The sequence below is a fragment of the Thiocapsa bogorovii genome, from assembly GCF_021228795.1.
In the GTDB taxonomy this organism is placed as follows: Bacteria; Pseudomonadota; Gammaproteobacteria; order Chromatiales; family Chromatiaceae; genus Thiocapsa; species Thiocapsa bogorovii.
Genome location: NZ_CP089309.1, coordinates 1,601,312 through 1,626,040 on the forward strand (window position 1 = coordinate 1,601,312; position 24,729 = coordinate 1,626,040).

The 24,729-nt window shown below is 58.3% G+C and carries 23 protein-coding genes and 1 pseudogene; 6 read left to right on the forward strand and 18 right to left on the reverse strand.

Features of this window, described 5'->3' with window-relative positions; all coding sequences use genetic code 11:
• Nucleotides 1–11: 11 nt before the first annotated feature.
• From LT988_RS07245 to LT988_RS07325, 17 genes are all read right to left on the reverse strand, one after another.
• Complete coding sequence (locus LT988_RS07245) at nt 12–212, reverse strand: hypothetical protein (RefSeq protein ID WP_232409522.1); 201 nt, start codon at nt 210–212, stop codon at nt 12–14.
• A gap of 423 nt (nt 213–635) precedes the next feature.
• Nucleotides 636–1,610 (reverse strand): hypothetical protein, encoded by a 975-nt coding sequence (locus LT988_RS07250; protein ID WP_232409523.1) that lies wholly within the window; start codon nt 1,608–1,610, stop codon nt 636–638.
• A complete protein-coding gene (locus LT988_RS07255; RefSeq protein ID WP_232409524.1) occupies nt 1,607–2,983 on the reverse strand; it encodes an ORC-CDC6 family AAA ATPase in 1,377 nt (458 codons plus the stop codon). Before LT988_RS07255 ends, LT988_RS07250 begins: the two co-directional genes overlap by 4 nt.
• 5 nt (nt 2,984–2,988) lie before the next feature.
• Entirely contained in the window at nt 2,989–4,413 is a 1,425-nt protein-coding gene (locus LT988_RS07260; protein WP_232409525.1) for a metallophosphoesterase family protein, read from the reverse strand.
• A 52-nt stretch (nt 4,414–4,465) separates the two neighbouring features.
• Nucleotides 4,466–5,512, reverse strand: a complete 1,047-nt coding sequence (locus tag LT988_RS07265; RefSeq protein WP_269752136.1) for a DNA cytosine methyltransferase — start codon at nt 5,510–5,512, stop codon at nt 4,466–4,468.
• 64 nt (nt 5,513–5,576) lie between these two features.
• Nucleotides 5,577–5,897: a DUF2442 domain-containing protein gene (locus tag LT988_RS07270; RefSeq protein ID WP_232409527.1), complete on the reverse strand. Its 321-nt coding sequence runs from the start codon at nt 5,895–5,897 to the stop codon at nt 5,577–5,579.
• A gap of 153 nt (nt 5,898–6,050) precedes the next feature.
• Entirely contained in the window at nt 6,051–7,607 is a 1,557-nt protein-coding gene (gene ltrA, locus LT988_RS07275) for a group II intron reverse transcriptase/maturase (protein WP_408648051.1), read from the reverse strand.
• 228 nt (nt 7,608–7,835) lie between these two features.
• The gene (locus LT988_RS07280) at nt 7,836–8,186 is read right to left on the reverse strand and encodes a DUF2442 domain-containing protein (protein ID WP_232409528.1); all 351 of its coding nucleotides are present in this window, start codon (nt 8,184–8,186) and stop codon (nt 7,836–7,838) included.
• On the reverse strand, nt 8,183–8,398 hold the full coding sequence (locus LT988_RS07285; RefSeq protein WP_232409529.1) for a DUF4160 domain-containing protein: 216 nt from the start codon (nt 8,396–8,398) through the stop codon (nt 8,183–8,185). The genes LT988_RS07280 and LT988_RS07285 overlap by 4 nt, the downstream gene beginning before the upstream one ends.
• Nucleotides 8,399–8,645: 247 nt before the next feature.
• Nucleotides 8,646–9,014, reverse strand: coding sequence for a DUF3368 domain-containing protein (locus LT988_RS07290; protein WP_232409530.1), 369 nt, complete (start codon nt 9,012–9,014; stop codon nt 8,646–8,648).
• Between the two features lie 116 nt (nt 9,015–9,130).
• Nucleotides 9,131–9,391, reverse strand: a complete 261-nt coding sequence (locus LT988_RS07295; protein WP_232409531.1) for a UPF0175 family protein — start codon at nt 9,389–9,391, stop codon at nt 9,131–9,133.
• A 126-nt stretch (nt 9,392–9,517) separates the two neighbouring features.
• Nucleotides 9,518–12,709 (reverse strand): efflux RND transporter permease subunit, encoded by a 3,192-nt coding sequence (locus LT988_RS07300; protein WP_232409532.1) that lies wholly within the window; start codon nt 12,707–12,709, stop codon nt 9,518–9,520.
• Nucleotides 12,709–13,788 carry an efflux RND transporter periplasmic adaptor subunit gene (locus LT988_RS07305; protein WP_232409533.1) on the reverse strand — a complete coding sequence of 360 codons (1,080 nt, stop codon included), beginning with the start codon at nt 13,786–13,788 and terminating at the stop codon, nt 12,709–12,711. The genes LT988_RS07300 and LT988_RS07305 overlap by 1 nt, the downstream gene beginning before the upstream one ends.
• A 668-nt stretch (nt 13,789–14,456) precedes the next feature.
• A complete protein-coding gene (locus LT988_RS07310) occupies nt 14,457–14,870 on the reverse strand; it encodes a putative toxin-antitoxin system toxin component, PIN family (protein ID WP_232409534.1) in 414 nt (137 codons plus the stop codon).
• Nucleotides 14,863–15,111 (reverse strand): type II toxin-antitoxin system Phd/YefM family antitoxin, encoded by a 249-nt coding sequence (locus tag LT988_RS07315; protein ID WP_232409535.1) that lies wholly within the window; start codon nt 15,109–15,111, stop codon nt 14,863–14,865. The genes LT988_RS07310 and LT988_RS07315 overlap by 8 nt, the downstream gene beginning before the upstream one ends.
• Before the next feature lie 157 nt (nt 15,112–15,268).
• Nucleotides 15,269–15,673 (reverse strand): type II toxin-antitoxin system VapB family antitoxin, encoded by a 405-nt coding sequence (locus LT988_RS07320; protein WP_232409536.1) that lies wholly within the window; start codon nt 15,671–15,673, stop codon nt 15,269–15,271.
• Between the two features lie 362 nt (nt 15,674–16,035).
• On the reverse strand, nt 16,036–17,811 hold the full coding sequence (locus tag LT988_RS07325) for a mechanosensitive ion channel family protein (protein WP_232409537.1): 1,776 nt from the start codon (nt 17,809–17,811) through the stop codon (nt 16,036–16,038).
• Nucleotides 17,812–18,161: 350 nt separating this feature from the next.
• Here LT988_RS07325 and LT988_RS07330 point away from each other — a divergent pair, with 350 nt between their 5' ends.
• The 4 genes from LT988_RS07330 to LT988_RS07345 all read left to right on the forward strand — a co-directional run bounded on the left by LT988_RS07330 (nt 18,162) and on the right by LT988_RS07345 (nt 20,911).
• Nucleotides 18,162–18,326, forward strand: coding sequence for a hypothetical protein (locus LT988_RS07330; protein ID WP_232409538.1), 165 nt, complete (start codon nt 18,162–18,164; stop codon nt 18,324–18,326).
• 25 nt (nt 18,327–18,351) lie between these two features.
• Entirely contained in the window at nt 18,352–18,717 is a 366-nt protein-coding gene (locus LT988_RS07335; protein WP_232409539.1) for a hypothetical protein, read from the forward strand.
• Between the two features lie 228 nt (nt 18,718–18,945).
• Nucleotides 18,946–20,502, forward strand: coding sequence for a group II intron reverse transcriptase/maturase (gene ltrA, locus LT988_RS07340; RefSeq protein WP_408648051.1), 1,557 nt, complete (start codon nt 18,946–18,948; stop codon nt 20,500–20,502).
• A 127-nt stretch (nt 20,503–20,629) separates the two neighbouring features.
• Nucleotides 20,630–20,911 carry a hypothetical protein gene (locus LT988_RS07345; RefSeq protein WP_232409540.1) on the forward strand — a complete coding sequence of 94 codons (282 nt, stop codon included), beginning with the start codon at nt 20,630–20,632 and terminating at the stop codon, nt 20,909–20,911.
• On the opposite strand, the pseudogene LT988_RS07350 reads toward LT988_RS07345, so the two are convergent.
• Nucleotides 20,902–21,760: pseudogene (locus tag LT988_RS07350) on the reverse strand (IS1595 family transposase). The gene LT988_RS07345 and the pseudogene LT988_RS07350 overlap by 10 nt on opposite strands.
• Before the next feature lie 82 nt (nt 21,761–21,842).
• Here LT988_RS07350 and LT988_RS07355 point away from each other — a divergent pair.
• Together LT988_RS07355 and LT988_RS07360 are read left to right on the forward strand one after the other, a co-directional pair.
• On the forward strand, nt 21,843–22,745 hold the full coding sequence (locus LT988_RS07355; protein ID WP_232409541.1) for a hypothetical protein: 903 nt from the start codon (nt 21,843–21,845) through the stop codon (nt 22,743–22,745).
• A gap of 570 nt (nt 22,746–23,315) precedes the next feature.
• Nucleotides 23,316–24,725 carry a KAP family P-loop NTPase fold protein gene (locus tag LT988_RS07360; protein ID WP_232409542.1) on the forward strand — a complete coding sequence of 470 codons (1,410 nt, stop codon included), beginning with the start codon at nt 23,316–23,318 and terminating at the stop codon, nt 24,723–24,725.
• Nucleotides 24,726–24,729 lie beyond the last annotated feature (4 nt).

Here is a 24,729-nt window from a genome sequence, read left to right on the forward strand (position 1 = left end):
CCGCAGGATGTTCAATGTGAGACCTGACCCCCCGCCTCTTCGGTCTTGGCAAGAGTAAAGACCCGACCCCGAACCCCCGCGGGCGCCTCATGCAGCCAGCCGAGGTAGGCAAGCCGATCTTGGTCGTCGAAGAAGCACGCCGCATCGTTGTGGCCGCGCTGCACGATGTGCAGCGGCAAGCCGTCGATATGGATGCGTGTGCGGCGACGCATGGGGCGCAAGCGCAGCAAAAATTAAGCCTGGCCCCTTTTCCCCGCCGCCGGTGGTGCGAGAACCTGCAAGAAGCAGCTCCGCAGCATAGGCGCAAGCATAGCAGAAATTGAGCCTGGCCCCTTTTCCTCGAAAACCTAAAGCACACCATAGACCAAGCCCGCCGGATGTTCAATATGAGACCTGACCCTAGGCCTAGGGAGTTCAATCTGACGGTTTTCACGCACTTTCCGGTCCCGCAGTCCCTTGCCGGAGAAATGCCGCCTTGAGCTCTGCAAGATATTGATCTTGTTAGAATCTTCCTCTTTTTTTGAGTCGGACAAAACTGCATGAGCGGAACATGGGCTAGACCAGGCAAATTGAACATCCTACCCTAGGCCCCTCAGCCTTCTTTGTGACCCCAGCCTTCTTTCTCGCGCCTCCCGCTAGATTTCGAACCACCAGCACTTTCCAACCCCAACGGAATAGCAGTCATAGTTATACTTCTGGGGATCTGCATGTACCACCTCAACGCTTCTATTCTCTTGACAATACTTAAGGGCGCCTAGAACTTGGACCTTGGTTCCGTTCAGATTCACCACGATGTTGAAAGCCGCGCCGTAAAGTTCGCCGATGCGACACATTACATTGTAAGAACCGACATAATCACGCGAACCCACGAGAAAGATCTTCTCAATCTTATAACCAAACTCATTTATTACTGCTTCGCTCCTCCTGAGAAACACTTGATCCACATCTTTTTTGTACTGTTGCTCGCTCTGCCCTATCACAATGATTCGATCTGGCTCCAATTTCTTGATCGTCATTAAAGCGCGCTCGGGCTCGTGGCCCAACTGAACAGCTAAGAGGCTGCTCTTATGCACTCCTTGCCGACCGTTAAATCCAGGTATAGAGGAAATTCGCCTCACCCCCTTACTGAGCCACCCAATCGACTCCTTTTCGATTTCCGAAGCATAGCGCTCAGGCTCGTGATAAAAAATCCCAATACGAGTGCAAGGATTCAGGCGCGCCACGTAATCAACCAGAATTATCATCCTTTCTCGCGGAAACGTGGAAATATCGACAACTACCCGCCCCCCCGCCCTCAAGTCAAGCCCCAGCTTATTGTCCAGGCAATTAAGTAATTCGCCACCAAACCCCCGCGGAACGGCCACTTCTTCAACAGTTACTCCAACGGCTTCCCTGAGTCGTCGGACCAGCGTCTCATGATTACAGGCATACTTTTCCGAGCCACTGAAACTCTCCGTATGAACCACGACCGCCCTTGTGGCAACCGATAAGAGTGCAGTCTGGCCCAATATACCAAGGCAGCGGTCCTCATAGCTCGAATGGCAGACCACTGCAACCGCGCCATTGCCAACTTCGGCAATTATTCCGTCATGACATTCGCTCAATTTCATTCATCCATCTCCGCCCACAAACCGAGATGACCCTGCCTCCCTTCGTCTCCCTTGTCTCTCGAACCAAAGACCACATTTCGTAGGAAACTCTCCGGGTCTCTGGCTGCCAACTCAACATCCTGAATGCGGATCTCACATCGCCCTTGAAGCTTGACTCCAAGCCCCTTACGCGGCACCAGCCTCCGATTCAAAACGTAAGTTGGAAATTTCACTCCGGTCGGAGTCTTTGCTGGGTAGTCCTGCTTCCGCCGATGCAGCACAGACTCTCTCACGGCGATATCCAATATCGTCTTCCCAAATGAGCCCTCTTCTATAGTCCCCTTGATTGCGACCGCAATGACTTCACCGTCTTTTACATCTGAATGCAACCGATGATAGAACAACGCCGAAAGGCTCTCCGCCAAGTTTATTATGTGCCTTCCATTCACCTCGTGTTCATTGTGGGACAGCGAACTGGTATCACCGGCAGTCTCACCCATGCTCTTAATCATGTCGTTTGAATACGCCTTGATCGCGTCATTCTGAATTTCCACCCCAATTTTTTTCCCTTTTGCGGGAGTCCACCCAGCGTCGAGAGCCTTCGATACGATATGACTGCAAATCTCCAGAAACTGCCGAAATATTCCCGATGAGATATCAACAATAGTGTTCTGGCCAGCATACCTATGCTCGACCTTGTTCTTTCTCAAATACCGGAAATAATACGAAACCTTTTGCTTGTCATAGAAGCTCTGGAAACTATTCGGTCGCCTGCCCGCTGGCATATGATCAAAAGCTTCCCGCATTTCAGCTTTCACCAAATCGCGAAGCTCACTACCCCTCCGCCAATCCTCAAAAAGGGACGAAAACGATAGATCGCTTGGCCAATTGGAAGATTCGAGACGTTTGTTCGCAATTTCGATCACTGTTTTCTTATAATTCCCTTCTCCACGGGCTCCTTCAAGCCCCTTGTCCAGCCAAATCAGCTCGATTAAATCATAGTCATCTCCCTCTCTGTAGGTTCGACCTCGCCCTGCCAAATTCGTCCTCCGCCCAAAGGTCATAATGCCAAATTTATAGCATATGAGCGCATGATTTCTTTCGGCAGCGCAACGAAATAGATACTCTTGCTGCTCGGAGTTCAACGAGTCGAAGTCATCGATCAGCAAAAAGAAAGGACAAGTTAAATTTAAAGTCTTATGAATTGCTGTCAAGAAAGAATAAAACGAGGTAGAGACCGCCAGCCGCGTATTATACGAAGTTGCATCTGCGCCTGGCAGAAGAGAAGCAATGTGATTATCGATTTCCTCAATACACTCATCGCATTTCTCCAAAGCGACGCAACTGAGTTTACCCCAAGTATTGCAAGCCTCCCCATCCTCAAGCCGCAACAAGCGACTTAATTTTCCCCGAATTGCCCCAAGCCATTCTCTATCCTCGTGTTCTCGTCAATCAAGACAGACAGACTATCGACGGCTCTAGCAACGAAAAACAGGGTCAACCGTTCCCCGAAAAGAGCGGCGCGTCGATCGCGGTCACCTATAACCTGAACATCCGTTCGCGCAAAGCCCTTCGTTGATATCCTGCAATAGATCCCAAAATATTCGAGCTGCCTTAGACGTTCGTCAGCTTTTCTTGATTCCAACGCTGCATGCTGTGCGTCAATAGAGAGATACCGCAATAACATTGTCTTTCCGGTGCCTCGCTGACCCTCTACTATAGCGTCAAACTTATTTGTTATCCTATTCAGGAAATTATTCTTATCTACAAATAGCTTGGGTATTATATGTGGATTGATGTCGTTGGCCGCGACTGAATCAAAAGGATTCTCATACTGAACAGCAACGTGAACTCTCTCTATCGGGACCTCTTCTATTCGACCGCCTTGGTCGGCCACTGACGGCAAACGAACAGGAATCGATTTACTCAATTTGGCGTTCTTCTCCCATGTACCAGAGTCGTTGGCGTATTCAACCAACTGACACACCAGCCTAGACTTCGCCAGGTCCACGTCAATAATCCAAAACGATTGCTCCCACTCCGCACCCTGATAGGCTGCGCCTGCTGCAAATGATGCGATACCAGCACCAGTCGCCGCGAACGCGCTTTTCCCAGATCGTTCATGCAGGTGTCCGTGAAGGTAGACGTGCGGACCCGTTTCTTGATTGAGCGTCGATGAAAGCTTCTGCGCGTTCCAGTCCGCAAGCCAATCTAGCGGATGATGCCCTACAGCAATTATTAAGTTTGTCTCCGCATCAAAGTCTTTCAGACAACCATTGATGCTATTCATGTCGACGCACAGTCTTCTTTCATCATCGTTGCCACAGGAAAGAACAGCTGTATTCAAGCATAAAAAATGGATCGGCAACCCTTGCTTCTCGACACTTACGCAGTCGATGAACGGGTTCTCTCGCCATCCATTTAGAAAGTTATCATTCTGAATTTGCTCAAAGCAATCGAAGAACGGCCGAAGATGATTGTGAGAGCGATATATCTTCCCTTTCTGTCGATTGAACGAATCTTCCGTAGGCGACGCTAGCCTTAGATCGTCAATCTCCGCCGACGCGCGATCTACATCATGATTTCCCGGGACCACCAAAATCTGGCTACAAGTAACCGCTGCCAAACGCGAAAGCCAGTCAAATCCCTCCATCAGTTCCGTTTCGTTAGCGCGTTGTGAGAGGTCTCCGGAAAAGATCAGAAAATCCAAGTTAATGCTGTTGGTATCGAAGTACTTCGATATGCCTTTGAGCATACGTTCCTGCTCAGCCGCGTTGTCTGAGATCCCGAAGTGAACATCTGAAACATGAAGAATCCGAACCATTGTCAGCGCCCTGTACTGTGCATGGCAGCGTGTATTGGATGAAAGCTAAGCGTCATGCCGAGACGATTTTATCAAATATTGCTTTCGCAAGCAGTGGTGGAACTGCGTTACCCACCTGTTGTTGTTGGAATCCTATCGACCCCTTGAAGTGATACCAGTCCGGGAAGGACTGCAGTCTTGCTGCCTCTCGCACTGACAGTCCTCGGTTTTGCCTAGGATGAATAAGCATGTTCTTTCGAAAGTTTCCAAGAACGACGGAGGGCTGATCTTCTGCAAGCCTGCGATAGATTCCTGTATGGCAACGACGGACGTCTTTGTAATTTCCCATCATCTTTTCTGGAATGCTCTCCCAATTGGCTCCCTGTGGAATATACGCGTATCTTTCAAGCACCTGCGAACTATTTCTTGACACGAGGTGGTTCGTACACCCTATTTGGCTACCACGGAGTGAATACGCGTAAGACGTTGTCGGCTCCGCCACATATGGTAAGAAGCATGTTGATGCACCATTATTGAGTTCCGGTAAGTCAAATATTGCGTCGCGAACACAAACGGCACCCCCACGGTGGGCTTGAGGAAATTCGAATGCTCTCTCCCCTAGCGAAGCAACAATAAAAAAACGCTGCCGGTTCTGAGGCACACCATAGTCAACAGCATTCAGGATCGCTTGTGCGAAAGAGTAGCCCAAGCCAGTAAGTTCCTCGCCGATCATCCTTACAAAAAAACCCCCTTCCGTTTCGACGAATCCCTTGACGTTCTCAAAAACCACCCATTCAGGCATATAAAGTGAAACGATCCTCAAGAATTCTTTGAACAGCCAGTTGTTCAGATTACTTTTCGACCTATTCCTCTGATTCGAAGTTGAAAAACCCTGGCAAGGAGGCCCCCCAAAAAGGACTATCTCGGATTTACGTGTAATTGGGAGTTTCTCAAACTTGCGGATATCGTCGTTGAAGAATACGGATGGGCGTCCGTGATTATGAAGATAGGTTTCACCCGCGTGCCTGTCGTGCTCGGCAACAATACAAGGGGTAATGCCTGCTAGTCTTGCGCCCAGCGACATGCCCCCCGCTCCTGAGAATAAATCTATCCCGATCACAAGCGCCAATTCACTCGCTGAGCAATGTTAAGAACGTTCCGCATAAAACGGGGAATTAAAATAATTAAAAGGAGGCAGGCCATGTTTTCAACCGCGTCAGCTCCTCATACATCCAAGCCGGGTTGAGATCCGCGCCATTCGGCCAGGTGACAACGCCCATTTCAAGACGCGCTTGCTTGAAGTAGCTCGGATCATTGAGCGGTTCGTAGATGCCGCGGTCATGAGCCGAGGTGAACGCCGAGAGATCTGCGACGCCGCTGGTGCCATCTTGGAATGTCACCGCCCGGCGATAGTCCGGCAATATCGACAATCCCTTCACGCGCCAAGGAGAGGCCGGAATCACTCCAATGGCGCGATCCGTTTCGGAAGCTGCTTCAATTGGCATAGTGTCCAATCCTCCATCTGTTCTTCGCTGTGCTCGACGGCCACTCGATTGTCAGGGAACTAAAAGGGGGGTCGCGGTAGGGACGGAGGTTACCCCCCGCCCCCCGCACAGATCCGTACGTGCGGAATTACCGCATACGGCTCCTGCCTCGGGTCATGACGCGAAGCGAACCGTCGGGTAGGGGTGAGCCAGTTTCACCGACGGTAGATATTTTCGAGCCAGCCTGTTACACCTCGACCAGGGCATCCGGTGCTTGTGACTACGCCGCATGAGAGACTGACGCCAGGCGCGGGTGACTTCCGCTCGGAAGCCGTCCAGGCGTTTGAGATTGCCCGGCACCGCGTGGTAGTTGAAGTAGCCCCGCAGGACGCGGCCCAGCCATTTTCCTTGCTCCGGAATTGGCGCGTGGCGCTGCTCCCTCAGTCGCCCCCGGATCGCCGCCAGCGTCGCCCGCATCCGCTTTTTGACGGTGCGTCTGACGATCGCGAATCGGCCTTTCCGGGTCTTGCCGCAGATGTGCGTAAAGCCGAGAAAATCAAACGTCTCCGGCTTTCCCAATCCCTGGCGTTTCCGGTTGGAAGCAGCGTAGCGGCCAAACTCGATCAGCCGCGTCTTCTCCGGATGCAGTTCCAGACCGAAGCGCTGAAGGCGTTCGCGCAGGTCCGCAAGGAAGCCGCGCGCCTCCACCTCAGCCTGAAATCCATACACGCTATCATCGGCATAGCGGACCAGGATGACCTGGCCGCGCGCGTGCCGCCGGCGCCATTGGTGCGCCCAAAGGTCGTGAACGTAGTGCAAGTAGATATTCGCCAGTAACGGCGAAATCACCGCACCTTGCGGCGTACCCCGTTCGCCGGGAACCCGCCGTCCTTGTTCGTCGATGACGCCTGCTTTCAGCCAGTTGCGGATCAGTCGAAGGATCCGTCGATCCGCGATCCGGTGTTCCAGGAATCGCATCATCCACCCGTGATCGAGCATGTCGAAGAACGAACGGATGTCTGCGTCCAAGACCCAGTTGACCGGCCTGGTGTCGATGGCGACATAGAGCGCGTCCAGCGCTTGGTGTTGGCTCCTGCCAGGTCGAAAGCCATAGGAGAACCCCAAGAAATCCGTTTCATAAATCGCGTTGAGGACGGTCACCACCGCCTGCTGCACGATCTTATCTTCCAAGGCGGCAATCCCCAGCGGACGCAAACGACCATCCGCCTTGGGGATGTAGACTCGCCGCGACGGCGTGGCGCGATAGGCACCGGTATGAATCCGCCGGTGCAAGTCCTCCAGCCGACTGGCGAGGCCCCCCTCGTAGCTGGTCCAGGTCACGCCGTCCACCCCCGCCGCCGCGTCCCGGCGAAGCGCATGGAAGCTCTCCTCCAGTAGCGTCGGTGTGATGTGGTGCAGCAGTGCCGTGAACTGTGCCCGCCGATCCCGGCGGGCCGCTTCGCGTACGCCTTCGAGACCCATCGACACGCGATCCCGGCTCTGTGTCCGGTGCGTGGGCGCCTCTCCAGCGTTCCCCTCGGCTACGCCCCTTCCCTCCACCACCTCCGCGGGGTTGTCCCCCTTGTTCGGCAGCTTCTTCGGTACTACGAGCGTATCCGACTTCTCATCCGCGTCGATGGCGGGATGACGGCTTTGCCTTCCCCGCCCCACCCGGTCGGCGCCGGGTACGGATGAGACCTCCCAGGTCCTGTGCAAAAGGCTTCCCGGCATGCTCAGGGTCTCCGACCGCGCGGGATCGTCTGCGCACTTGCGATTAGCGCCCGCAGCCGTGTCGCCTTCCGCCTGTCTGTACGACGTCGGCATCCCGGAGTTCGTGATTTCGCGGCTCAATGGCTGGCCTGCCGGTTTCCCCTGTCAACGCTTGGAGCTACGCCTCACGGCATATCCCCCATGACTCGGGGCCGAAACGAATCGCCCTTTCTATTTCGTATCGAACTTTCATCGACTACCTCTTGCCAGTTTGTCCTGGCGCATCACAGACCACGTTTTAAACTGTACCAGTTCCTCATACATCCAAGCCGGGTCGAGATCCGTCCCGTTCGGCCAGGTGACAACACCCATTTGAAGACGCGCTTGCTTAAAGTAGCTCGGATCCTTGAGCGGTTCGTAGATGCCGCGGTCATGAGCCGAGGTGACCGCCGAGAGATCTGCGACACCGCTGGTGCCGTCTTGGAAGGTCACCGCCAGGCGATAGTCCGGCAAGATCGACAACCCCTTCACGCGCCACGGAGCGGCTGGAATCACTCCAATGGCGCGATCCGTTTCGGAAGCTGCATCAATTGGCATCATCTCCAATCCTCCATCAGTTCTTCGCGGTGCTCGACGGCCCACTCGATTGTCAGGGCGAGGGCCCGCTTCGGCAGTCGTCCACCAATGACTTCGAGCGTGCGGATATCGATCAGCGCTTCGTGCTCGGCGTAAAGGGCATGGAAATGCGGCGGTGCGTGCTCACGCCAGAACATTTGGATCACGATTCCGAAGAATTGGCTGATGGTGGGCATCCAGTGATTTCAGCCTCCGTGTGCGAATCGATTTGTCGACGATCCTAAGCCGGACGAGGTTTAGGGGCAAGCCCGGGTGAGCAGGGAGATTGACGTCTTGGCTGGTGGTTCTTCCGGGCTGGGCTCCGTGATTTCCGTGCCGCTCGAAGGGGCCCGACGACCCGTCATGCAGATTGAGCGGACGTCCCCGCTGCCGGGGGAAAAGGGGCTCAATTTCTTCACAGCTCGCCGATCTTTTACGTCGCGTTCAGCGCTTGACCGTGCCCGTGAATGATCCGCCGAGCTGGCTGCGGATTTGCCGGCGAACGTGGCTCGAGAGATAGAGGCCGTGGATGTCCACAAGCTCATCGACCTTGGTCATAGCGGTCAATGCGTCGAGGTGGCCCAAGCGGTGGGCCAAAACGATCAGGCCAAGGGTGCCGATGGGCCTCAGGCCCATCTGACTGGCTCTGCTCCGGGCGGCTTTGTCGTCGATGGCAACGAGATCGATGCCCTGCTCGCGTGCCAGGACGATGGCTTCCACCTCCCCCCGATGCAGGGTGCCGATCGCGCCGCGAACGAACGCATGCCCGATCTCTGATAATTCCCGGCATTCGATGAAGCCGGGCAGATCCAACCTGGTCTCGGCCACCACCGCCGGTGGTGCGAGAACCTGCAAGAAGCAGCTCCGCAGCATCGGAAGCAATTCAATCTTCGCGAGGAAGATCAGAGGACTGGCATTGGTAACGAGTCTCACGAGCGCCGGTCCACGAGCGCTTCGACCAGCCGCAGGTCGTCCTCCACGGTCTCGTCGGCGACGACAAAGCCGTGACCGAAGTGCTCCTTAAGCCGGTAGTGGAACTCCTCGTAGCCGAGGCCGGCGAGGGCCGCGGCGGCGCCGAAACTGATCTTGTGCGCTTGGTACAGACCGGCGGCGAGGAAGAAATCGCCGGCACCGTTCCCGAGGGGCTCCAGCACCGGGGCGAAGTCCGGATTGATGGTTGGTGTCGGCATGGCCGGGCTCCGGACTTGGTTGACTGAATCGGGTGGTCGGTTCTGTCAAGTTTAGCGCAGAAGACGTGCCATCATTGGACGACGACGTGCCTCTCCCGGATCTCATGCAAGGGAAACGGGGCCGGCTCAATTCATGGACAACGGCAACTCGCTCTTCGTCGCCCGCTTCTCGCCCCACGACAGCACGACCACAGTCAGGGCCGGCAGAAAGGTAAGGGTGACCGTTGCCGCACCCATCAGGCCGAACAAGACAATCACCCCCACACCGCGATAGAGCTCGGTGCCTTCGCCGGGCAGAAAGACCAGAGGCGACAGGCCGCAGATGGTGGTCAGGGTCGTCATGGCGATGGGGCGCAGGCGGATCTGAACCGCGTCCACCACGGCGTCCACCACCGAAACACCCTGCTGGCGGAGGTTTTGGCGGGCCTGGTCCACCACCAAGATCGGGTTGTTCACAACCGTTCCCATCAGGATCAGGAAGCCCAGCATGGTGATCATGTCGAAGGGCTGGCTCAGCGGCATCAGGCCGATCGTGGGCAATAGGCCCCCGACCAGGTTCAGTAGCGCCAGCCCGACGATGCCGCCGGCGATGCCCAATGGAATGGCGGTCATGATCAGCAGCGGGAAGCCCCAATGCGCAAAGATCGCCACCAGCACCAGATAGATGATGACCATCGCAATCAGGAAGTTGCCGGTCAAGGCGTCACGGGTGGCGTCGAGCTGGTCACTGGCCCCCGAGATCTCCACGCTCACGTCCGACGGCAGCTCGCCGCTGCGGCGCATGGCGCCAAGCAGCTCCTCCTTCACGCGCGCGACACCCGTTTCCAGGGGCACGTCGTCCGGCGGGATCACGTTCAGGGTGACGGTGCGACGACCGTCCACCCGGCGCACCGTGCTGGCGTCCACGGCCTCCTCGATCGTCGCCAGGCCGGACAGCGGCAAGGTGGCGCCCCCTGGCGTGTGAATCATCACATTGGGCAGCTCGTCCAGGCGAGGCTCCCGGCCCTGGCTGCCGTAGAGATAGATATCGATCTTGTCGTCGTCGAGGAAGAAATCGTCCAGGTATGCCCCTTCGGTCAGGGCGGCGATGGTGAAGCCGATCGCCTCGGTGTCCAGACCCAGCTCGGCGGCCCGATTCCAGTCCGGGCGCACCTGGATCAAGGGCTGAGCCAGAGACAGGGTGGGCGGTTGGGTCTGGATGCGCGGGTTGTCGAAGATCTCCCGGGCGCGTTCGTAGGCGGCGTTGGCCGAGCGGTAGATGGACACCGGATCCGGGCCGGAGATATCCAGGTTGATGCTGCGGGTCCCGCCGTCGTTGCTGGAGATGATGGAGCCCTTGGCGGCGAATGCCCGCATGCCTGCAAACTGCTCGTAGAGACCGGTGATCTCGTCCATTAATGCCTCGATGTGCGACGGATCGATGGTCTCGGCGATGATACGTAGGTTGGTGGGCCGGACCTGCATGTTCAGGTAGGCGAGCGGCGGTACCGAGACCTCGCCGGCCGCGTAGGCGTCGCTCGCGGCGCCGACGTGCGGCAGGAAATGGCCTTCGATCTGTTTGGCGATGGCCTCCATCTCGGACAGGTTGTAGCCGGGCGGTGCATTCATGGAGGCGAAGGTCTTCGGCTCTTCGCCCTCCGGCAGATACTCGGCGGGAGGCGTCAACGCCAGGATGATCCAGAGGCTCAGTCCAACCGTGACCAGGATCGTGAGTACCCGTCGCACGGCACTGCCGACCAGCCAGCGCACGCCACCCACGATGCCTTCTGCCCAGCCGCCGGCCCGACCTCCGAAAGGGGCGTTGCCGGATCCGTCCGCGGCCGTTTCGCGCACACCGAAGCCCATCCGTGCGCTGAGGGTGGGAATCAGCGTGACGGCCACCAGCATCGAGGCCAGGATGGCCGCGGAGATCGCAATGGCCACATCGGAGTAGAGTTGTCCCGCTTCCTGCTCGATGAAGAGGATGGGCAGGAACACCAGGATGGTGGTCATGGTGGATGCGAGCACCGCCGGCCAGACCTCCTGGACGCCCTTGAGCGCGGAATCGAACCGGTTCAGCCCCAGACGACGATGACGCTCGATGTTCTCCAGCACCACGATGCTGTTGTCCACGGTCATCCCGATGGCGAACGCGATGCCGGCCAACGAGATGACGTTGATGGTGCGCCCGGCGATCAGCAGACCCATGAAGGCCGCGATGGCGCACAAGGGGATGCCGATCACCGCGACCAGCGTGGCCCGGGACGAGCGCAGGAAGAGAAACAACACCAGGGAGGCAAACACCGCACCGATCGCCAGATTGTTGCGGACGTTGGCCACCGATGCCTCCACGTAGCGGGCATCGTCGGCGGTGAGGTCGAGCCGCATCCCGGCGGGCTCCAAGACCTCCCGGTTGATGGCATCGACCTCCTTCAGCATGGCCCGTTTGATGTCGATGACGTTGGAGCCGCTCTCCCGCCTCACCTGCAACCCCAGGACCCGCTGGCCGTTGACGAAGGACACGGCGCGAATCCGGGAGTGATCCTGACGCACGCTGGCGACATCCGAGAGCCTGACCACGCTGTCGCCGGTGCGCGACACCACCAGTTGCTCCAGCTCCTCGAGATCCTCGAACCGTCCCAGGGTGCGCAGCAGGTAGCTGCGCTTCCCCGAATCGATCTCGCCGCCGGACACATCGCGATTCCGGGCCGTGACGGCATCCCGCAGGTCCACCAGGCTCAGTCCGCGCTGGGCCAGTTTCAGCTCGTCCACCGTGATCTGGACCTGGCGCTCGGCACCGCCCCCGACCGTGACCTCGGACACACCCGGCACGCTCTCCATGCGCGGCCGAACCCGGTCCTCGACAAAGTCACGCATCAGGTCGATGTCCAGCTCCCGAGGGTTGCCCATCAGGGTGGAGATCCTGAAGTACATGAAGGCATTGGCGGAGAACGACGCCGCGACGATGCGGGGCTCGTCCACGTTGCGGGGGTAATCCGACACCTGGCTGAGGGCGTTGTTGATCTGGATCAGCGCCTCGGTGATGTCGACACCGAACGGGAATTCCAGCTCGATCTCCGATGCACCGAAGGACGCGGACGAGATCATTCGGGTCAGGTTGGGCACATTGCGCAGGTAGCGCTCCTGCTCGATGAGGATCTCTTTCTCGATGTCCTGCGGGGTCGCCCCCGGCCATCGGGTCTCAACCGTCACCGTGCGGGTTTCCAGATCCGGGATCATCTGCACCGGGATGCGCAAGGCCGCGGCGCTGCCCAGAATGGCCAGGATCAGGGTGATCACGGCCACCAGGGTGCCGTGTCGGATGATGCCGGCGAACATCAGCGCGCCGTCCGCTCCGCGATCCGCACCGTCATGCCGTGTTCCAGGGATTCATTGCCTCGCACGACGACCTGCTCATGGCCTTCCAGTCCTTCGACAACGACGACGCGGTCGCGGAAGCCGGTGCCGGTGGCGACGCGTTTCTCCCGGACCGCGTAAAGCCCCCCGTCCGTCGGCTCGGCGATCCAGACGGTGACACGACCGTCCGGATAGCGATTGATCGCATCGCGGGACACGGTCAATCCCTGCTTCCCCGTCGAGATCCGCAGCACCGCCTCGACGGCCATGCCGGGCAACGCGGCAAAGCCCTCGGGGGCGATCGCACGCAGCAGGAAGGTTCTGGATTGCGATTCACCGACCGGGACCAGGGCATCGATCTCGGCCGCCATCGAGTCACCTTCGGGACCGGCGCCGCCGATCAGCAATTCTGAGTCTTCGCCGATCCGCCGATAGGCCTCCTGAGGCACCTGAAAATCCAGCCTCAGATGGTCGGTGTCCACGAGCATCAGCAAGGCATCCCCCGGCGTGACCCACTCGCCCAGTTCGCTGGACCGCTCGCTGACGACACCGTCGAACGGCGCCTCCACGCGATGCCGGCGCAACACCACCTCTCGGTGTGCCTCGGCGGCCTGCAGCCGGGCAAGCGCGGCCTGCGCGGCGGCAACATCGGTCTCCCGAGTGCTGACCTCGGTCGCGGCAATGTTCCCGCGCCCCAGCGACCGGGCCTCGTCCAGTCGACGGCGGGCCTCCTCGAGCCGCGCCCTCGCCTCCTCCGTTTCGGCGCGGGCACCGGCGAGCTCGAACGTCGCCTGCTCATCGTCCAGCCCGATCAGCAGGTCGCCTTGCGTGACCTTCCCGCCCGTCTCGACCGCGACCTTGTTCACGAGACCGGCAACCGCCGTGGACAAGCGCGAGCTTCGCAACGCGTTCACGGTTCCGGTGAGCCGGACCTCCTCGACGATCTCGCTGGTTTCCACGGCCGCCAGTTGGACACCGGGCGGGTCCTGACCCCAGGCCGGGGTTGTCAGCGCGCAGAACAAGCAGAGCTGCAGACGATGGCGCCATCGGTGCTGACGCATTCAGTGTCCTCTCGTTTTCATCGGGAACAAGGCTGAATCCTGCCGGCTCATCGTTCTGTCCCCAGAGTTTGGGTCGGGCCGGAATGCATAAAACCGTGTGGCAAAGCGCTCGACGCCGACCTGCCCGGGCACGCGAAACCCGGACCTGCGCCGAACCCGTCATGATGCCGGCCTGGCCGAGGCCCTGTGGCCGGGCAATGCGCTTCATGCGGTTCCGCCCGAGATCGTCAAAACTGGCGCGCAGGACCTCGGGTACGGTAATCCCGGTGACCGCACAGGCGCGTCCCCGGTAGGCCATCGTGGCTTGGCGGAAGGTCTGCTGACCGACACGCTGACGCACCAGACGCTCCACCTCCGTCCCGCGAATCAGGTCCGGAGGGGGAGCCGCCAAAGCCTCCTCGACCTCAGTCTCGAAGTCCAGTTCCGCCTGATTCGGTAGGGCGCGAGCCAATGCTGCGGCACGTCTCAGGAATCGCACCAGGTCGTCCTGGCCGCCGGCCACGAATGCGTGGCCGCGCCGCACGGCCTCGGGGAAGCTGCGGGCCAGCTCCGCTTCCAAGCGCCAGGAGACCGAAGGGGCAAACTGGCCCTGTCACGTTTCCTGTAGGTCAGGACAAGGCGCGCCGACGAGGCGTAGCGGCGCCTGCGGCGAAGAGGCGCAACGCCGCTCATGCCCATGTCAGAAAAGCCGCCGGGCTGACAATACGAATACCGTGGAATGGGTCCAGGACCAGTAGATCCTGATTGCCGGTGACGATGGCCGTCGCTTCACCGTTCAGTGCCACATCCAGAAACGTGTCGTCTTTCGGGTCGCGACAGGCCTGGACTTTGCCTACGATCGGGACGATACGCGCCACGCCGCCGAGTCGCTCAATGAATCGCACCCGATCCGCGCGCGTCACATAGGGGTCGAACTTGGAGCGACTCAGGACCTCGACCAATTCGCTCAGGGTCTCTTCGGACACCAGCAGTACGCCGCGCGCCAAGGCATGATCGACGGCTTGCGCAGCCACGCCGCCGGGACAGAGCAAGCGACTGATCAGGGCATTCGTGTCCAGCACCCAGAGCGATTGCTCAATCATCCGCAAGGAGCTCGGCGAGCTTGGCCTCGTTCATGCCGACGTCTTTGGCCGAGGCCCCGACCTGATCGCAGAACCGTTGGAACTCGGCGACGTTGAGTCGGACAAGACGCTCGTATTCCTGCATCGACAACACAACGGCGACCGCACGCTTCTGGCGCTCGATCACGATCGGCTCCCTGGCCGCAGCCTCGATGACGCTTGCCAGCCCTTGCTTCGCTTCGCTTGCAGTCACGGTGCGCATCGTCGATCTCCAAAATGTACATAGTGTCTAAATTGTACATTAATGCAGAAGAATAGCGACTCGTGAGTGCCACTTTGTCTCGATGACGATTCGCCATTCACCACTCGCCACTCCTGCCCCCGTCAAAGCTCGTCCGGCAGCAACACATAGACGCCGATCACGTCCACCGGCAAGCAGGCACTGACGCTGTACTGGCCGACATCGCGGGCGGCCTCGCGCACGCGGCGATGGTCTTCGAGCAGCGCGTCGGCTCGCGTCTCGGCGAGGATTCGGGGAGTCCTGCCTCGTCCCAAGGGAGGGGATCGACGGCGTCTGCTCGGTCCGGGATGCGATCGAGCTGCACCAGCAGCGCACGCGTGCAGGCGGCTGGCTCGGCGGCGCCCTCGAGCTCTCTCAGCAGTTGATCGACCGCGCGCTCCACGGCAGCCGTCTTGCTCAAACCGGTCACTCGGGCGAGCCGCTCGACCTTGCCGACGACGGCGGGATTGGCGATCTGCAGCGGCATGGAGAGATCCTCGATATTGAAATCAACACCGTCGATACAGGCCTGCCTGCCGGTCATCACAAATGGACCGTCGATTCGGCTCCTCAACCTAGATCCGGCAGTTGACCGCTTCGTGCTTCATGCAATGCCTTGACGCGGTTGACGATCTTGGAGATCTGACGCCTCACCCGCAGGGTGACGGCCGCTACGAGTTCGAGAGCATCACACCGTCTATCCGGGCGGACTTGCCGACGGCGCCGCGCTCGGAGAGTTGGATGAGTAGCTGGAATGTCACTGGGACCGAGCCGCTTGCGCTTCGATCGATATCCAAGGACCACCCGTTGAGGATGCTACCTTGCGCCGCTACAGCGTCCCCGAGCGCAGACGAACGTGTCCCGTTGCCCCGACCATCGCCTCCATGTCACCACTGAAAGAGATGCTTAGCGCTCCTCGCACGGCGGCGTAAAGAGACCCAAGCCGCGCGGCCGGGCATCGTTGCCTTGCGTGCCGAAGTTGCGCGCGACCGCCGAGAGCTCCTTCGGCTCCTGCGCCGGTCGCGCTTGATGCGGCTGTCCCGGCATGCTCTCCACCTCGATCGTCTGGGTCGGAAACGCAAAGTCGACGCCCAGCCGCTCCGCAAGCCGCATGATCTCGATGAACACCCGCTGCCGTTCCACGAGCTCCGCGGACCAGTCCGGGACCTGCAGAAAAAAGTACAGCAAGACATCCAGCCCGTGAGGGCCGAAGTCGTGCATGACGACGTGAAAATAGTCTTTGCGTGTGGCTGGATTGGCCTTGATGATCTCCTTGATCCCCTCGAGAAAGGCCTCGATCCGCTCCGGCCCGGTGTCGTAACGAATATTCAGCTTCGTCGAGACACGGCGATAGGCCCGCTCGCCCATGTTGTCGATCGCCGTATTGACCGTGACCGAATTCGGCACCGACAGCAAGGAATCGTAGAAGGTCCGTATACGGGTGCTTCGAAAGCCGATGTCTTCGACCGTGCCTTCCTTGCCGTCCATCTTGATCCAATCGCCGATCCGGAAGGGGCGATCGAGCATGATCGCCAACGAGCCGAGGAGATTCGCCAGGGTCTCGCGAGCGGCCAGTGCGACCGCCAAGCCGCCGACCCCGAGACCGGTAATCACCGAATACGCCGGCAGGCCGATCCGCTGCGCCCCGTCCACCACCAGTGCCGCAATCGCGACGAAGGCCAGCAATTTGAAGCCGAGCCGCAGCAGCTGGCTGTCGATGCCCCGGGGACGTAAGCGCCGCGAGCGAATCACCAGCTCCGGGATCTGATTGAGGATCAAGACCGCAAGCCAGCCCAGCAGCGCGTACTCCAAGATGACGAAGAACTGCTTGTCCAGGATCAGCATCCGTCCGGTGAAGTTGACGACCTCGTTGATGAAGTACTTCATCACCTGCAACAAGGCGACACCGAACAGGAGCGCCATGACGGTCCCCCTGCGCGAGATCCGATCGTGCTCGCGACGGCGCTTGTCGGCGCGTCGGCCGGCGCGATAGGCAACCACGCCCAAGGCGAAACCCGACAGGAGTACGGACACTCCGGCGATCCACTGCCAGGCCGTCTGGCCCAACACCTGAACCCCCAGCCACGACGGCAACCCGGCTCCCCAGGAGAGGCTTAATCCGGCTCCCGGGGTCAGGCTGTAGGCACCGTAGAGTCCAGGCGTTGCACCCGGCTGATAGGGCAGCTCGGAGACCCGCTCGTAGAACGACTCCGCCAGATCCACGGTTGTGGGGCTGAAAAGCCATTCCCCGGTCCGAGGTCCTTCTTGAACCTCGGCGATGGTGATCTCGGTAGAGGGAATGCGCCACTTCGAGAGCTCGTCGATCGCGACACGTTCGGCGTCCGGAATCTCCTCGTACGGCGGAAGACCGACACGGTCGATCGTCTCCTTGATCAGCAGCGCCGCCTCGAGACCGATATCCGCGGCGAACTCGGCGGGCACCTCGCTCAGATCGAGCGTACGGCGGGCACGCCGAAGGGGTGCGAGGGTATCCTCGCGGGATCGCTCGGGATCCTTCGCGATCTCGTACGCCTCCTCGAGGTTGCGGATCAGGCTCCGTGCAGTGGCTTGCGGACTGGAGGTATCCGGCGGCCGAAGCGGGTTGGCCAAGGGCTCGATGGCCAGGGGCGCAGCGAAGACGGTTGCAACCGGAAGCCACAGCAGAATCAGGGAGACCGTCATCGGAACCGGGATCCTCGAGCGGCGGAAGAGTCTCCGGAAGCAAGCGAACATAGACGATGCCAGAGTGACCAATGCTTCGGGGCAGAATACAGAGAATCGCCGACGAAGATAAGAACGGCACCCGTCGTCCCACCACTGCCTCGTCGTTCCGGCCTCGACATCCCTCGGCATCCTCCCGGTCCTGATCTGACCCCGCCAGGGCACGCAGCATCGAACATTTCCGGATGCGCGCACCCATCCGCGACGGTCGGCGCCTCGGTCGCAAACCATGACGCTCATCAATTCTCGCAACCCGCACCGCGTCTACACTCGAACGCGTCCTTGCGGTTTCATGGAGAACGTCCCCGACGATGGAAGACGGCAGCGTTCAAATCAGCGACATCATGCATCGCGGCGGTCGGACCACGCGCCGCAAGGTCGTCCGGGCGGCTGGAGCCGCGGCAGCCAAGAACGAGGCCGAGCGCCCAGCCGGTCGCTATCCAGTCGGACGCGTCGTCGGCATCGGCAAACCCTGATCGCCACCATCGAGAACGGACGCTCATGGCCAGAATCCTCCCCTCCGACATCAGCCCCTTGGCGCTCGCGGGCGCGCATTCGGGAGAGTTGGAGACCCTGGCGCTGCTCGAGGCGCAACTCGGCCCCGACTACGGCGTCCGCAATCTCAACGCGGCCGGCCTGGACCAAAGTCGCATCCTCGATGCCGCTGCCACCGACGGACTGGCCCGACGAATCGAACGGATCCTCGGCCCCGGCGAACCCGATTCCGCCCGACGCACCTTGGTCGAAGACTCCTTCTGCCAGACCTTCGAGGTCGTCCCGCAGATTCACGCCTACCGCCGGGCCCAAGGGAGCAGAAAAACGTGGTCTGTGATGCGCCAGGACAAACTGGCAAGAGGTAGTCGATGAAAGTTCGATACGAAATAGAAAGGGCGATTCGTTTCGGCCCCGAGTCATGGGGGATATGCCGTGAGGCGTAGCTCCAAGCGTTGACAGGGGAAACCGGCAGGCCAGCCATTGAGCCGCGAAATCACGAACTCCGGGATGCCGACGTCGTACAGACAGGCGGAAGGCGACACGGCTGCGGGCGCTAATCGCAAGTGCGCAGACGATCCCGCGCGGTCGGAGACCCTGAGCATGCCGGGAAGCCTTTTGCACAGGACCTGGGAGGTCTCATCCGTACCCGGCGCCGACCGGGTGGGGCGGGGAAGGCAAAGCCGTCATCCCGCCATCGACGCGGATGAGAAGTCGGATACGCTCGTAGTACCGAAGAAGCTGCCGAACAAGGGGGACAACCCCGCGGAGGTGGTGGAGGGAAGGGGCGTAGCCGAGGGGAACGCTGGAGAGGCGCCCACGCACCGGACACAGAGCCGGGATCGCGTGTCGATGGGTCTCGAAGGCGTACGCGAAGCGGCCCGCCGGGATCGGCGGGCACAGTTCACGGCACTGCTGCACCACATCACACCGACGCTACTGGAGGAGAGCTTCCATGCGCTTCGCCGGGACGCGGCGGCGGGGGTGGACGGCGTGACCTGGACCAGCTACGAGGGGGGCCTCGCCAGTCGGCTGGAGGACTTGCACCGGCGGATTCATACCGGTGCCTATCGCGCCACGCCGTCGCGGCGAGTCTACATCCCCAAGGCGGATGGTCGTTTGCGTCCGCTGGGGATTGCCGCCTTGGAAGATAAGATCGTGCAGCAGGCGGTGGTGACCGTCCTCAACGCGATTTATGAAACGGATTTCTTGGGGTTCTCCTATGGCTTTCGACCTGGCAGGAGCCAACACCAAGCGCTGGACGCGCTCTATGTCGCCATCGACACCAGGCCGGTCAACTGGGTCTTGGACGCAGACATCCGTTCGTTCTTCGACATGCTCGATCACGGGTGGATGATGCGATTCCTGGAACACCGGATCGCGGATCGACGGATCCTTCGACTGATCCGCAACTGGCTGAAAGCAGGCGTCATCGACGAACAAGGACGGCGGGTTCCCGGCGAACGGGGTACGCCGCAAGGTGCGGTGATTTCGCCGTTACTGGCGAATATCTACTTGCACTACGTTCACGACCTTTGGGCGCACCAATGGCGCCGGCGGCACGCGCGCGGCCAGGTCATCCTGGTCCGCTATGCCGATGATAGCGTGTATGGATTTCAGGCTGAGGTGGAGGCGCGCGGCTTCCTTGCGGACCTGCGCGAACGCCTTCAGCGCTTCGGTCTGGAACTGCATCCGGAGAAGACGCGGCTGATCGAGTTTGGCCGCTACGCTGCTTCCAACCGGAAACGCCAGGGATTGGGAAAGCCGGAGACGTTTGATTTTCTCGGCTTTACGCACATCTGCGGCAAGACCCGGAAAGGCCGATTCGCGATCGTCAGACGCACCGTCAAAAAGCGGATGCGGGCGACGCTGGCGGCGATCCGGGGGCGACTGAGGGAGCAGCGCCACGCGCCAATTCCGGAGCAAGGAAAATGGCTGGGCCGCGTCCTGCGGGGCTACTTCAACTACCACGCGGTGCCGGGCAATCTCAAACGCCTGGACGGCTTCCGAGCGGAAGTCACCCGCGCCTGGCGTCAGTCTCTCATGCGGCGTAGTCACAAGCACCGGATGCCCTGGTCGAGGTGTAACAGGCTGGCTCGAAAATATCTACCGTCGGTGAAACTGGCTCACCCCTACCCGACGGTTCGCTTCGCGTCATGACCCGAGGCAGGAGCCGTATGCGGTAATTCCGCACGTACGGATCTGTGCGGGGGGCGGGGGGTAACCTCCGTCCCTACCGCGACCCCTGAGGTATCCCAGGGTCTGTCCCCGTTTTCACGAGTCAAATATGTCGCAGAAATTGATGTTTAAGCGCTTGGTAGACAATGCCCTCGATTTCTTATCGAAAGCTATCGATGACTTGGATGAGCGCCCAAAATATTCGGTAATCCACTTTCATGCGGCTGTTGAGCTTTTCGTCAAAGCACGCTTGATGGCCGAGCACTGGACGTTAGTGGTAGCAAAACGGCAAGAGCCCGATTGGACTAAATTTATTGCCGGCGATTTTCAGTCGGTTGGCTTGGATGATGCAGCAACTAGGTTGGATAAAGTCGTTCCTGATTACCAATGAGCCTCAGCCAACTTGAGCAGACGGTAGGGCATGGGCGGGGTTCGCGCGGCCGCAATGCCGAGGCGCGGCAGCATGGCCGCCAGGTCGAAGCGGCGATTGAACCGGTAGCAGAACTCCGCGAGGTAGCGCGGCAGATGTTGGGAGCTGGCCTTATGATAGGTGCCCCTCATCGCGGTCTTCACGTTGCCGAGGATGGTGTTGACCCACTTGCGCTCGGGCAACTCGACGCCGCCGGCGCCGCTGCCGGTCACCATGGCCTGGTGCTCGATGCCGGCATCCGCGATTCCGCGAAAGCAGGCGAGGCCGTCGCTGACGACGATGCTGTCGGGATGAATGAATTTGGCGGCCCAGTGCGCCAACTCGGTCTTGCGGAATCCTGCAACCACGCTCATGCGCAGCGCGATCGGGTGGCCCTTGTCGTTCTTGGCCACGGCGGCAACGAAGGGGTCTTGTTGGGTGAGCCGCGTCCGGGGTGCCGCCATGAACCTCGCCGCCCCAGTAGACGTCGTCGATCTCGATTACCCCGCTCAGTTGGCGATCGGCGTCGCGTTCGAGCATGACCTGCAGGAGCTTGTGCTTGACCTTCCAGGCCGTGGGGTAGGACACCCCGAGATGGCGCTTGAGCTCAAGCGCGGAGATGGCGTTTTTCTGTTGCGTGAGAAGATACATGGCGAGAAACCAGACGGTCAGGGGCAGCTTGGTGTAGGCGAAGATCGTCCCGGCGGTCAACGAGGTCTGGTGGTGGCAGTGCCTGCACTGCATCAGCTCGCGCGTGCGCAGCGCCGTGAAGTCCTCGGCATGTCCGCACTCAGGGCAGACGAAGCCCGCCGGCCAGCGCCAGCCGAACAGAGCGTCGGCGCACTGCTCCTCGGTGCCGTACTGCGCAAGAAAGTCAGGCAAACTCAGACCCTTCTGAAACTGGATGAGGTTCTTGGCCATGGTGCAGACTCCCGGTGGTGGTCACGGCACCAGTGTGCGACCGCCGGTGGCTCAAAACGTGAGCCTGCGGAGTCTCGTTGGTAATCAGGAAGTCGTTAAGAGTGGCCTCTCAAAAAGAGAGTTAGAAGTATTTCGCGAGGTTACTAAACACCGAAACAAAACAGTGCACTTCTTTCATGAGGCGCACACAAGCAATGAAGCAAGTGCATTGAAACAAGAGGTGGCGAGAAAGCAACTGACGGCTTGGTACTTTTTACATCGCTTAATCACTGAACAATGGAAGGACGTATTTGCTCCTTGGGTATCGCAGATAGCGGATGTTGATAAAAAGCTAAGAGGGCTTCATGAATTTCTGTCTGTTGTGTTTGAGAATCTTTCCTCAGAAATAGATTCACGAAAGGCAAACGGGTTTGTTTTCAAGCAATGCCCGTCATGCGGTTTCGAATCGCAACAGCATGAAGATGAACAAGAGACAATTTATGAATCCGAATGTCTTGTCTGTCGCTTAACCGAACGCTCTCTACAAATCGAATGTCCGAATTGCGGCGAAACAGTGTTCTTCGAGAACGAGGGATTTTCGTCTTGCGGTAATTGCGGAAAACGATTCGAACCTGAAGATGTTGCGGATATTCTAATTGATGATGGCGCTGCTCATATTGCGGCGAAAGATGGCGATGAATCATGGAGCCCAGGTAATTGCGGAGATTGTGAGGGCTATCACACTGTAGTGCGGACGCCAAACGATGAGTACGTATGCGCTTCTTGTTTTGGTGTTTTTGAAAGCCTGCAATGGTGCCAGTGGTGCAATGAACCAAATACGGGAGATATGGAGAACAGCTATTGGGCCGGTTGCAACTTCTGTGATGGGAAAGCGGGCTGGGACAAAGATGATTAAACACGGGCCAAGGCATAACAACGCCGTAAACTCGGACGCATTTTTCGTTCACTGCGCTCACTACAAATTCGCCGGATACGTTTGGCGTTAAGTTATAAAGAGGGACAGGCAACCATGGGATACAGACGGTATCGAAGAGGGAGCCGCTCTTCATCGATGGTCGATGACGTGGCGTACATCAGCTCCCGAGTGAGCTGGAAGGGCGCTCTTCTATTGGGCGTGTTAGCATTCTCCCTCTTCTATTTTGTGCTGCCCGCCTGGATGGCCTCACTCATAAGCGAAAGGCAGCACAGCACGTTCTACCCGATGCTAGAGACGGTCTTCGGGCGGCGAGTGCATTGGCTCCAATGGATAGGAATTGCCTGCGGACTTGTCAGCCTACTTTTCGCCTTCAGAAACTATCACTTTGGGAGCACCGCTGGCCGCGAGGAACGAGGGCTGGTCAGTTTCTTAGCCAGGCTCCTTGGAAGGAATATCGATTGACGAATTTAACAAGCAGCTCCAGCGGAAAGCGGAAAGCGGAAAGCGGACAGCGGAAAGCATCACGTTAGCCTCTATAGGAAAAATGCATTGAATCTGAAATTCAAGCCAATCCGATTTGATCCAGATGACCCGTTTAAATCGGATCGTTTGGATAGAAAAGAAGAGATTCTTAACCTCACATTGCTAGCGCAAAATGTAGACTCTCCAGCCGTGATAGCAATCGATTCGCGATGGGGAACAGGAAAGACAACTTTTATCAAACTATGGGAGCACCATCTCAAAGCAGGAAATACTCCTTCATTATATTTCAATGCATGGGAAACCGATTTCTCAGAAGATCCTTTGGTTTCATTTCTAGGAGAAATGAACGAAGGTCTCAAGAGTTTGATCGGCGCCTCAGAGGAGACCAATGAGGCATGGGAGAAAACCAAGGCTGCTGGAAAACAAATAGCCAAACGAGGCATTCCAGCACTGATAAGAATTGCGACAGCGGGCATCATTGATGCTGATAAAATAATCGAAGATGAGATAGCTAAAACTGCTGGGTCTTTGGCTGGCGATGCACTCGATAGCTACCTCCAACAAAAAGATGCAATATCAGAGTTTCATAGCGCCCTAACTGAGTTTATTGAGAATTCCGCAAATGGGAATCACCTCATTATTTTTGTAGATGAATTAGATCGCTGTAGGCCGAACTATGCCATTGAACTGCTGGAAAGAATCAAACATTTATTTAATATAGAGGGCTTGGTGTTTGTGTTGGCTCCCGATAAAGGGCAATTGGGTCACTCTATCAAGGCTGTCTATGGAAACGGAATCGATGCAGATGGATATCTTCGCCGATTCATTGATTTTGAATACAAGTTAAAGAGGCCAGATATAAGCAACTATATTGAATCACTGCTTTTATCATTCGAGCTTGAGGAGTTCTTTACCCCAAGAAAAAAATATCAAGAATTTCAGTACGACTATGGGCATTTGAAGAATGTCTTTATTGTGCTTGCTGTCGGACTTCGGCTTTCTTTGAGGGAGGTTGAGCAATTCCTAGCAAGTGTCAATATCGCAGTTAGAACAGCAAAAGAAAATCAGTTCCTATTTCCCGCTTTGCTAGTTTTCTTGATGTTGGCAAGGCACTTCAAGCCTGACGCCTATCAACGATACATTTCCGATGAAGGCGACGAATCAGAACTGATTGATTATCTCTATCAGATTGTCCCAGAGAAAAATAGAAAGAAGAGTTTTGAATGTGCGCTAATTGAGGGTTTTCTAATAGCGGCAAAGAAAGATCAATTCAGAACAAGTGACTCAATTGCTTTGCTGAAGCACAAGGATGTTATTCAAGACGAGGAGTTGGATTACGAGGAAAAGCAGTACTCCGAAACAGTTGTTAATGTTGTGAAACGGCCAGCGGCAATGGGCCACGGCGTCAACCTAGAGCTACTTACAGCTCGGATTGATTGGTTAAGAAGGTTTGAGTTTTTAGATGTTGAAGGCTAACAAG

Coding starts and splice junctions, on each gene's coding strand:
- LT988_RS07245 (WP_232409522.1), bottom strand. CDS start 212: ATGCGTCGCCGCACACGCATCCATATCGACGGCTTGCCGCTGCACATC.
- LT988_RS07250 (WP_232409523.1), bottom strand. CDS start 1,610: ATGAAATTGAGCGAATGTCATGACGGAATAATTGCCGAAGTTGGCAAT.
- LT988_RS07260 (WP_232409525.1), bottom strand. CDS start 4,413: ATGGTTCGGATTCTTCATGTTTCAGATGTTCACTTCGGGATCTCAGAC.
- LT988_RS07270 (WP_232409527.1), bottom strand. CDS start 5,897: ATGCCAATTGAAGCAGCTTCCGAAACGGATCGCGCCATTGGAGTGATT.
- ltrA (WP_408648051.1), bottom strand. CDS start 7,607: ATGCCGGGAAGCCTTTTGCACAGGACCTGGGAGGTCTCATCCGTACCC.
- LT988_RS07280 (WP_232409528.1), bottom strand. CDS start 8,186: ATGATGCCAATTGATGCAGCTTCCGAAACGGATCGCGCCATTGGAGTG.
- LT988_RS07285 (WP_232409529.1), bottom strand. CDS start 8,398: ATGCCCACCATCAGCCAATTCTTCGGAATCGTGATCCAAATGTTCTGG.
- LT988_RS07295 (WP_232409531.1), bottom strand. CDS start 9,391: ATGCCGACACCAACCATCAATCCGGACTTCGCCCCGGTGCTGGAGCCC.
- LT988_RS07300 (WP_232409532.1), bottom strand. CDS start 12,709: ATGTTCGCCGGCATCATCCGACACGGCACCCTGGTGGCCGTGATCACC.
- LT988_RS07305 (WP_232409533.1), bottom strand. CDS start 13,788: ATGCGTCAGCACCGATGGCGCCATCGTCTGCAGCTCTGCTTGTTCTGC.
- LT988_RS07310 (WP_232409534.1), bottom strand. CDS start 14,870: ATGATTGAGCAATCGCTCTGGGTGCTGGACACGAATGCCCTGATCAGT.
- LT988_RS07315 (WP_232409535.1), bottom strand. CDS start 15,111: ATGCGCACCGTGACTGCAAGCGAAGCGAAGCAAGGGCTGGCAAGCGTC.
- LT988_RS07320 (WP_232409536.1), bottom strand. CDS start 15,673: ATGACCGGCAGGCAGGCCTGTATCGACGGTGTTGATTTCAATATCGAG.
- LT988_RS07325 (WP_232409537.1), bottom strand. CDS start 17,811: ATGACGGTCTCCCTGATTCTGCTGTGGCTTCCGGTTGCAACCGTCTTC.
- LT988_RS07330 (WP_232409538.1), top strand. CDS start 18,162: ATGGAAGACGGCAGCGTTCAAATCAGCGACATCATGCATCGCGGCGGT.
- LT988_RS07335 (WP_232409539.1), top strand. CDS start 18,352: ATGGCCAGAATCCTCCCCTCCGACATCAGCCCCTTGGCGCTCGCGGGC.
- ltrA (WP_408648051.1), top strand. CDS start 18,946: ATGCCGGGAAGCCTTTTGCACAGGACCTGGGAGGTCTCATCCGTACCC.
- LT988_RS07345 (WP_232409540.1), top strand. CDS start 20,630: ATGTCGCAGAAATTGATGTTTAAGCGCTTGGTAGACAATGCCCTCGAT.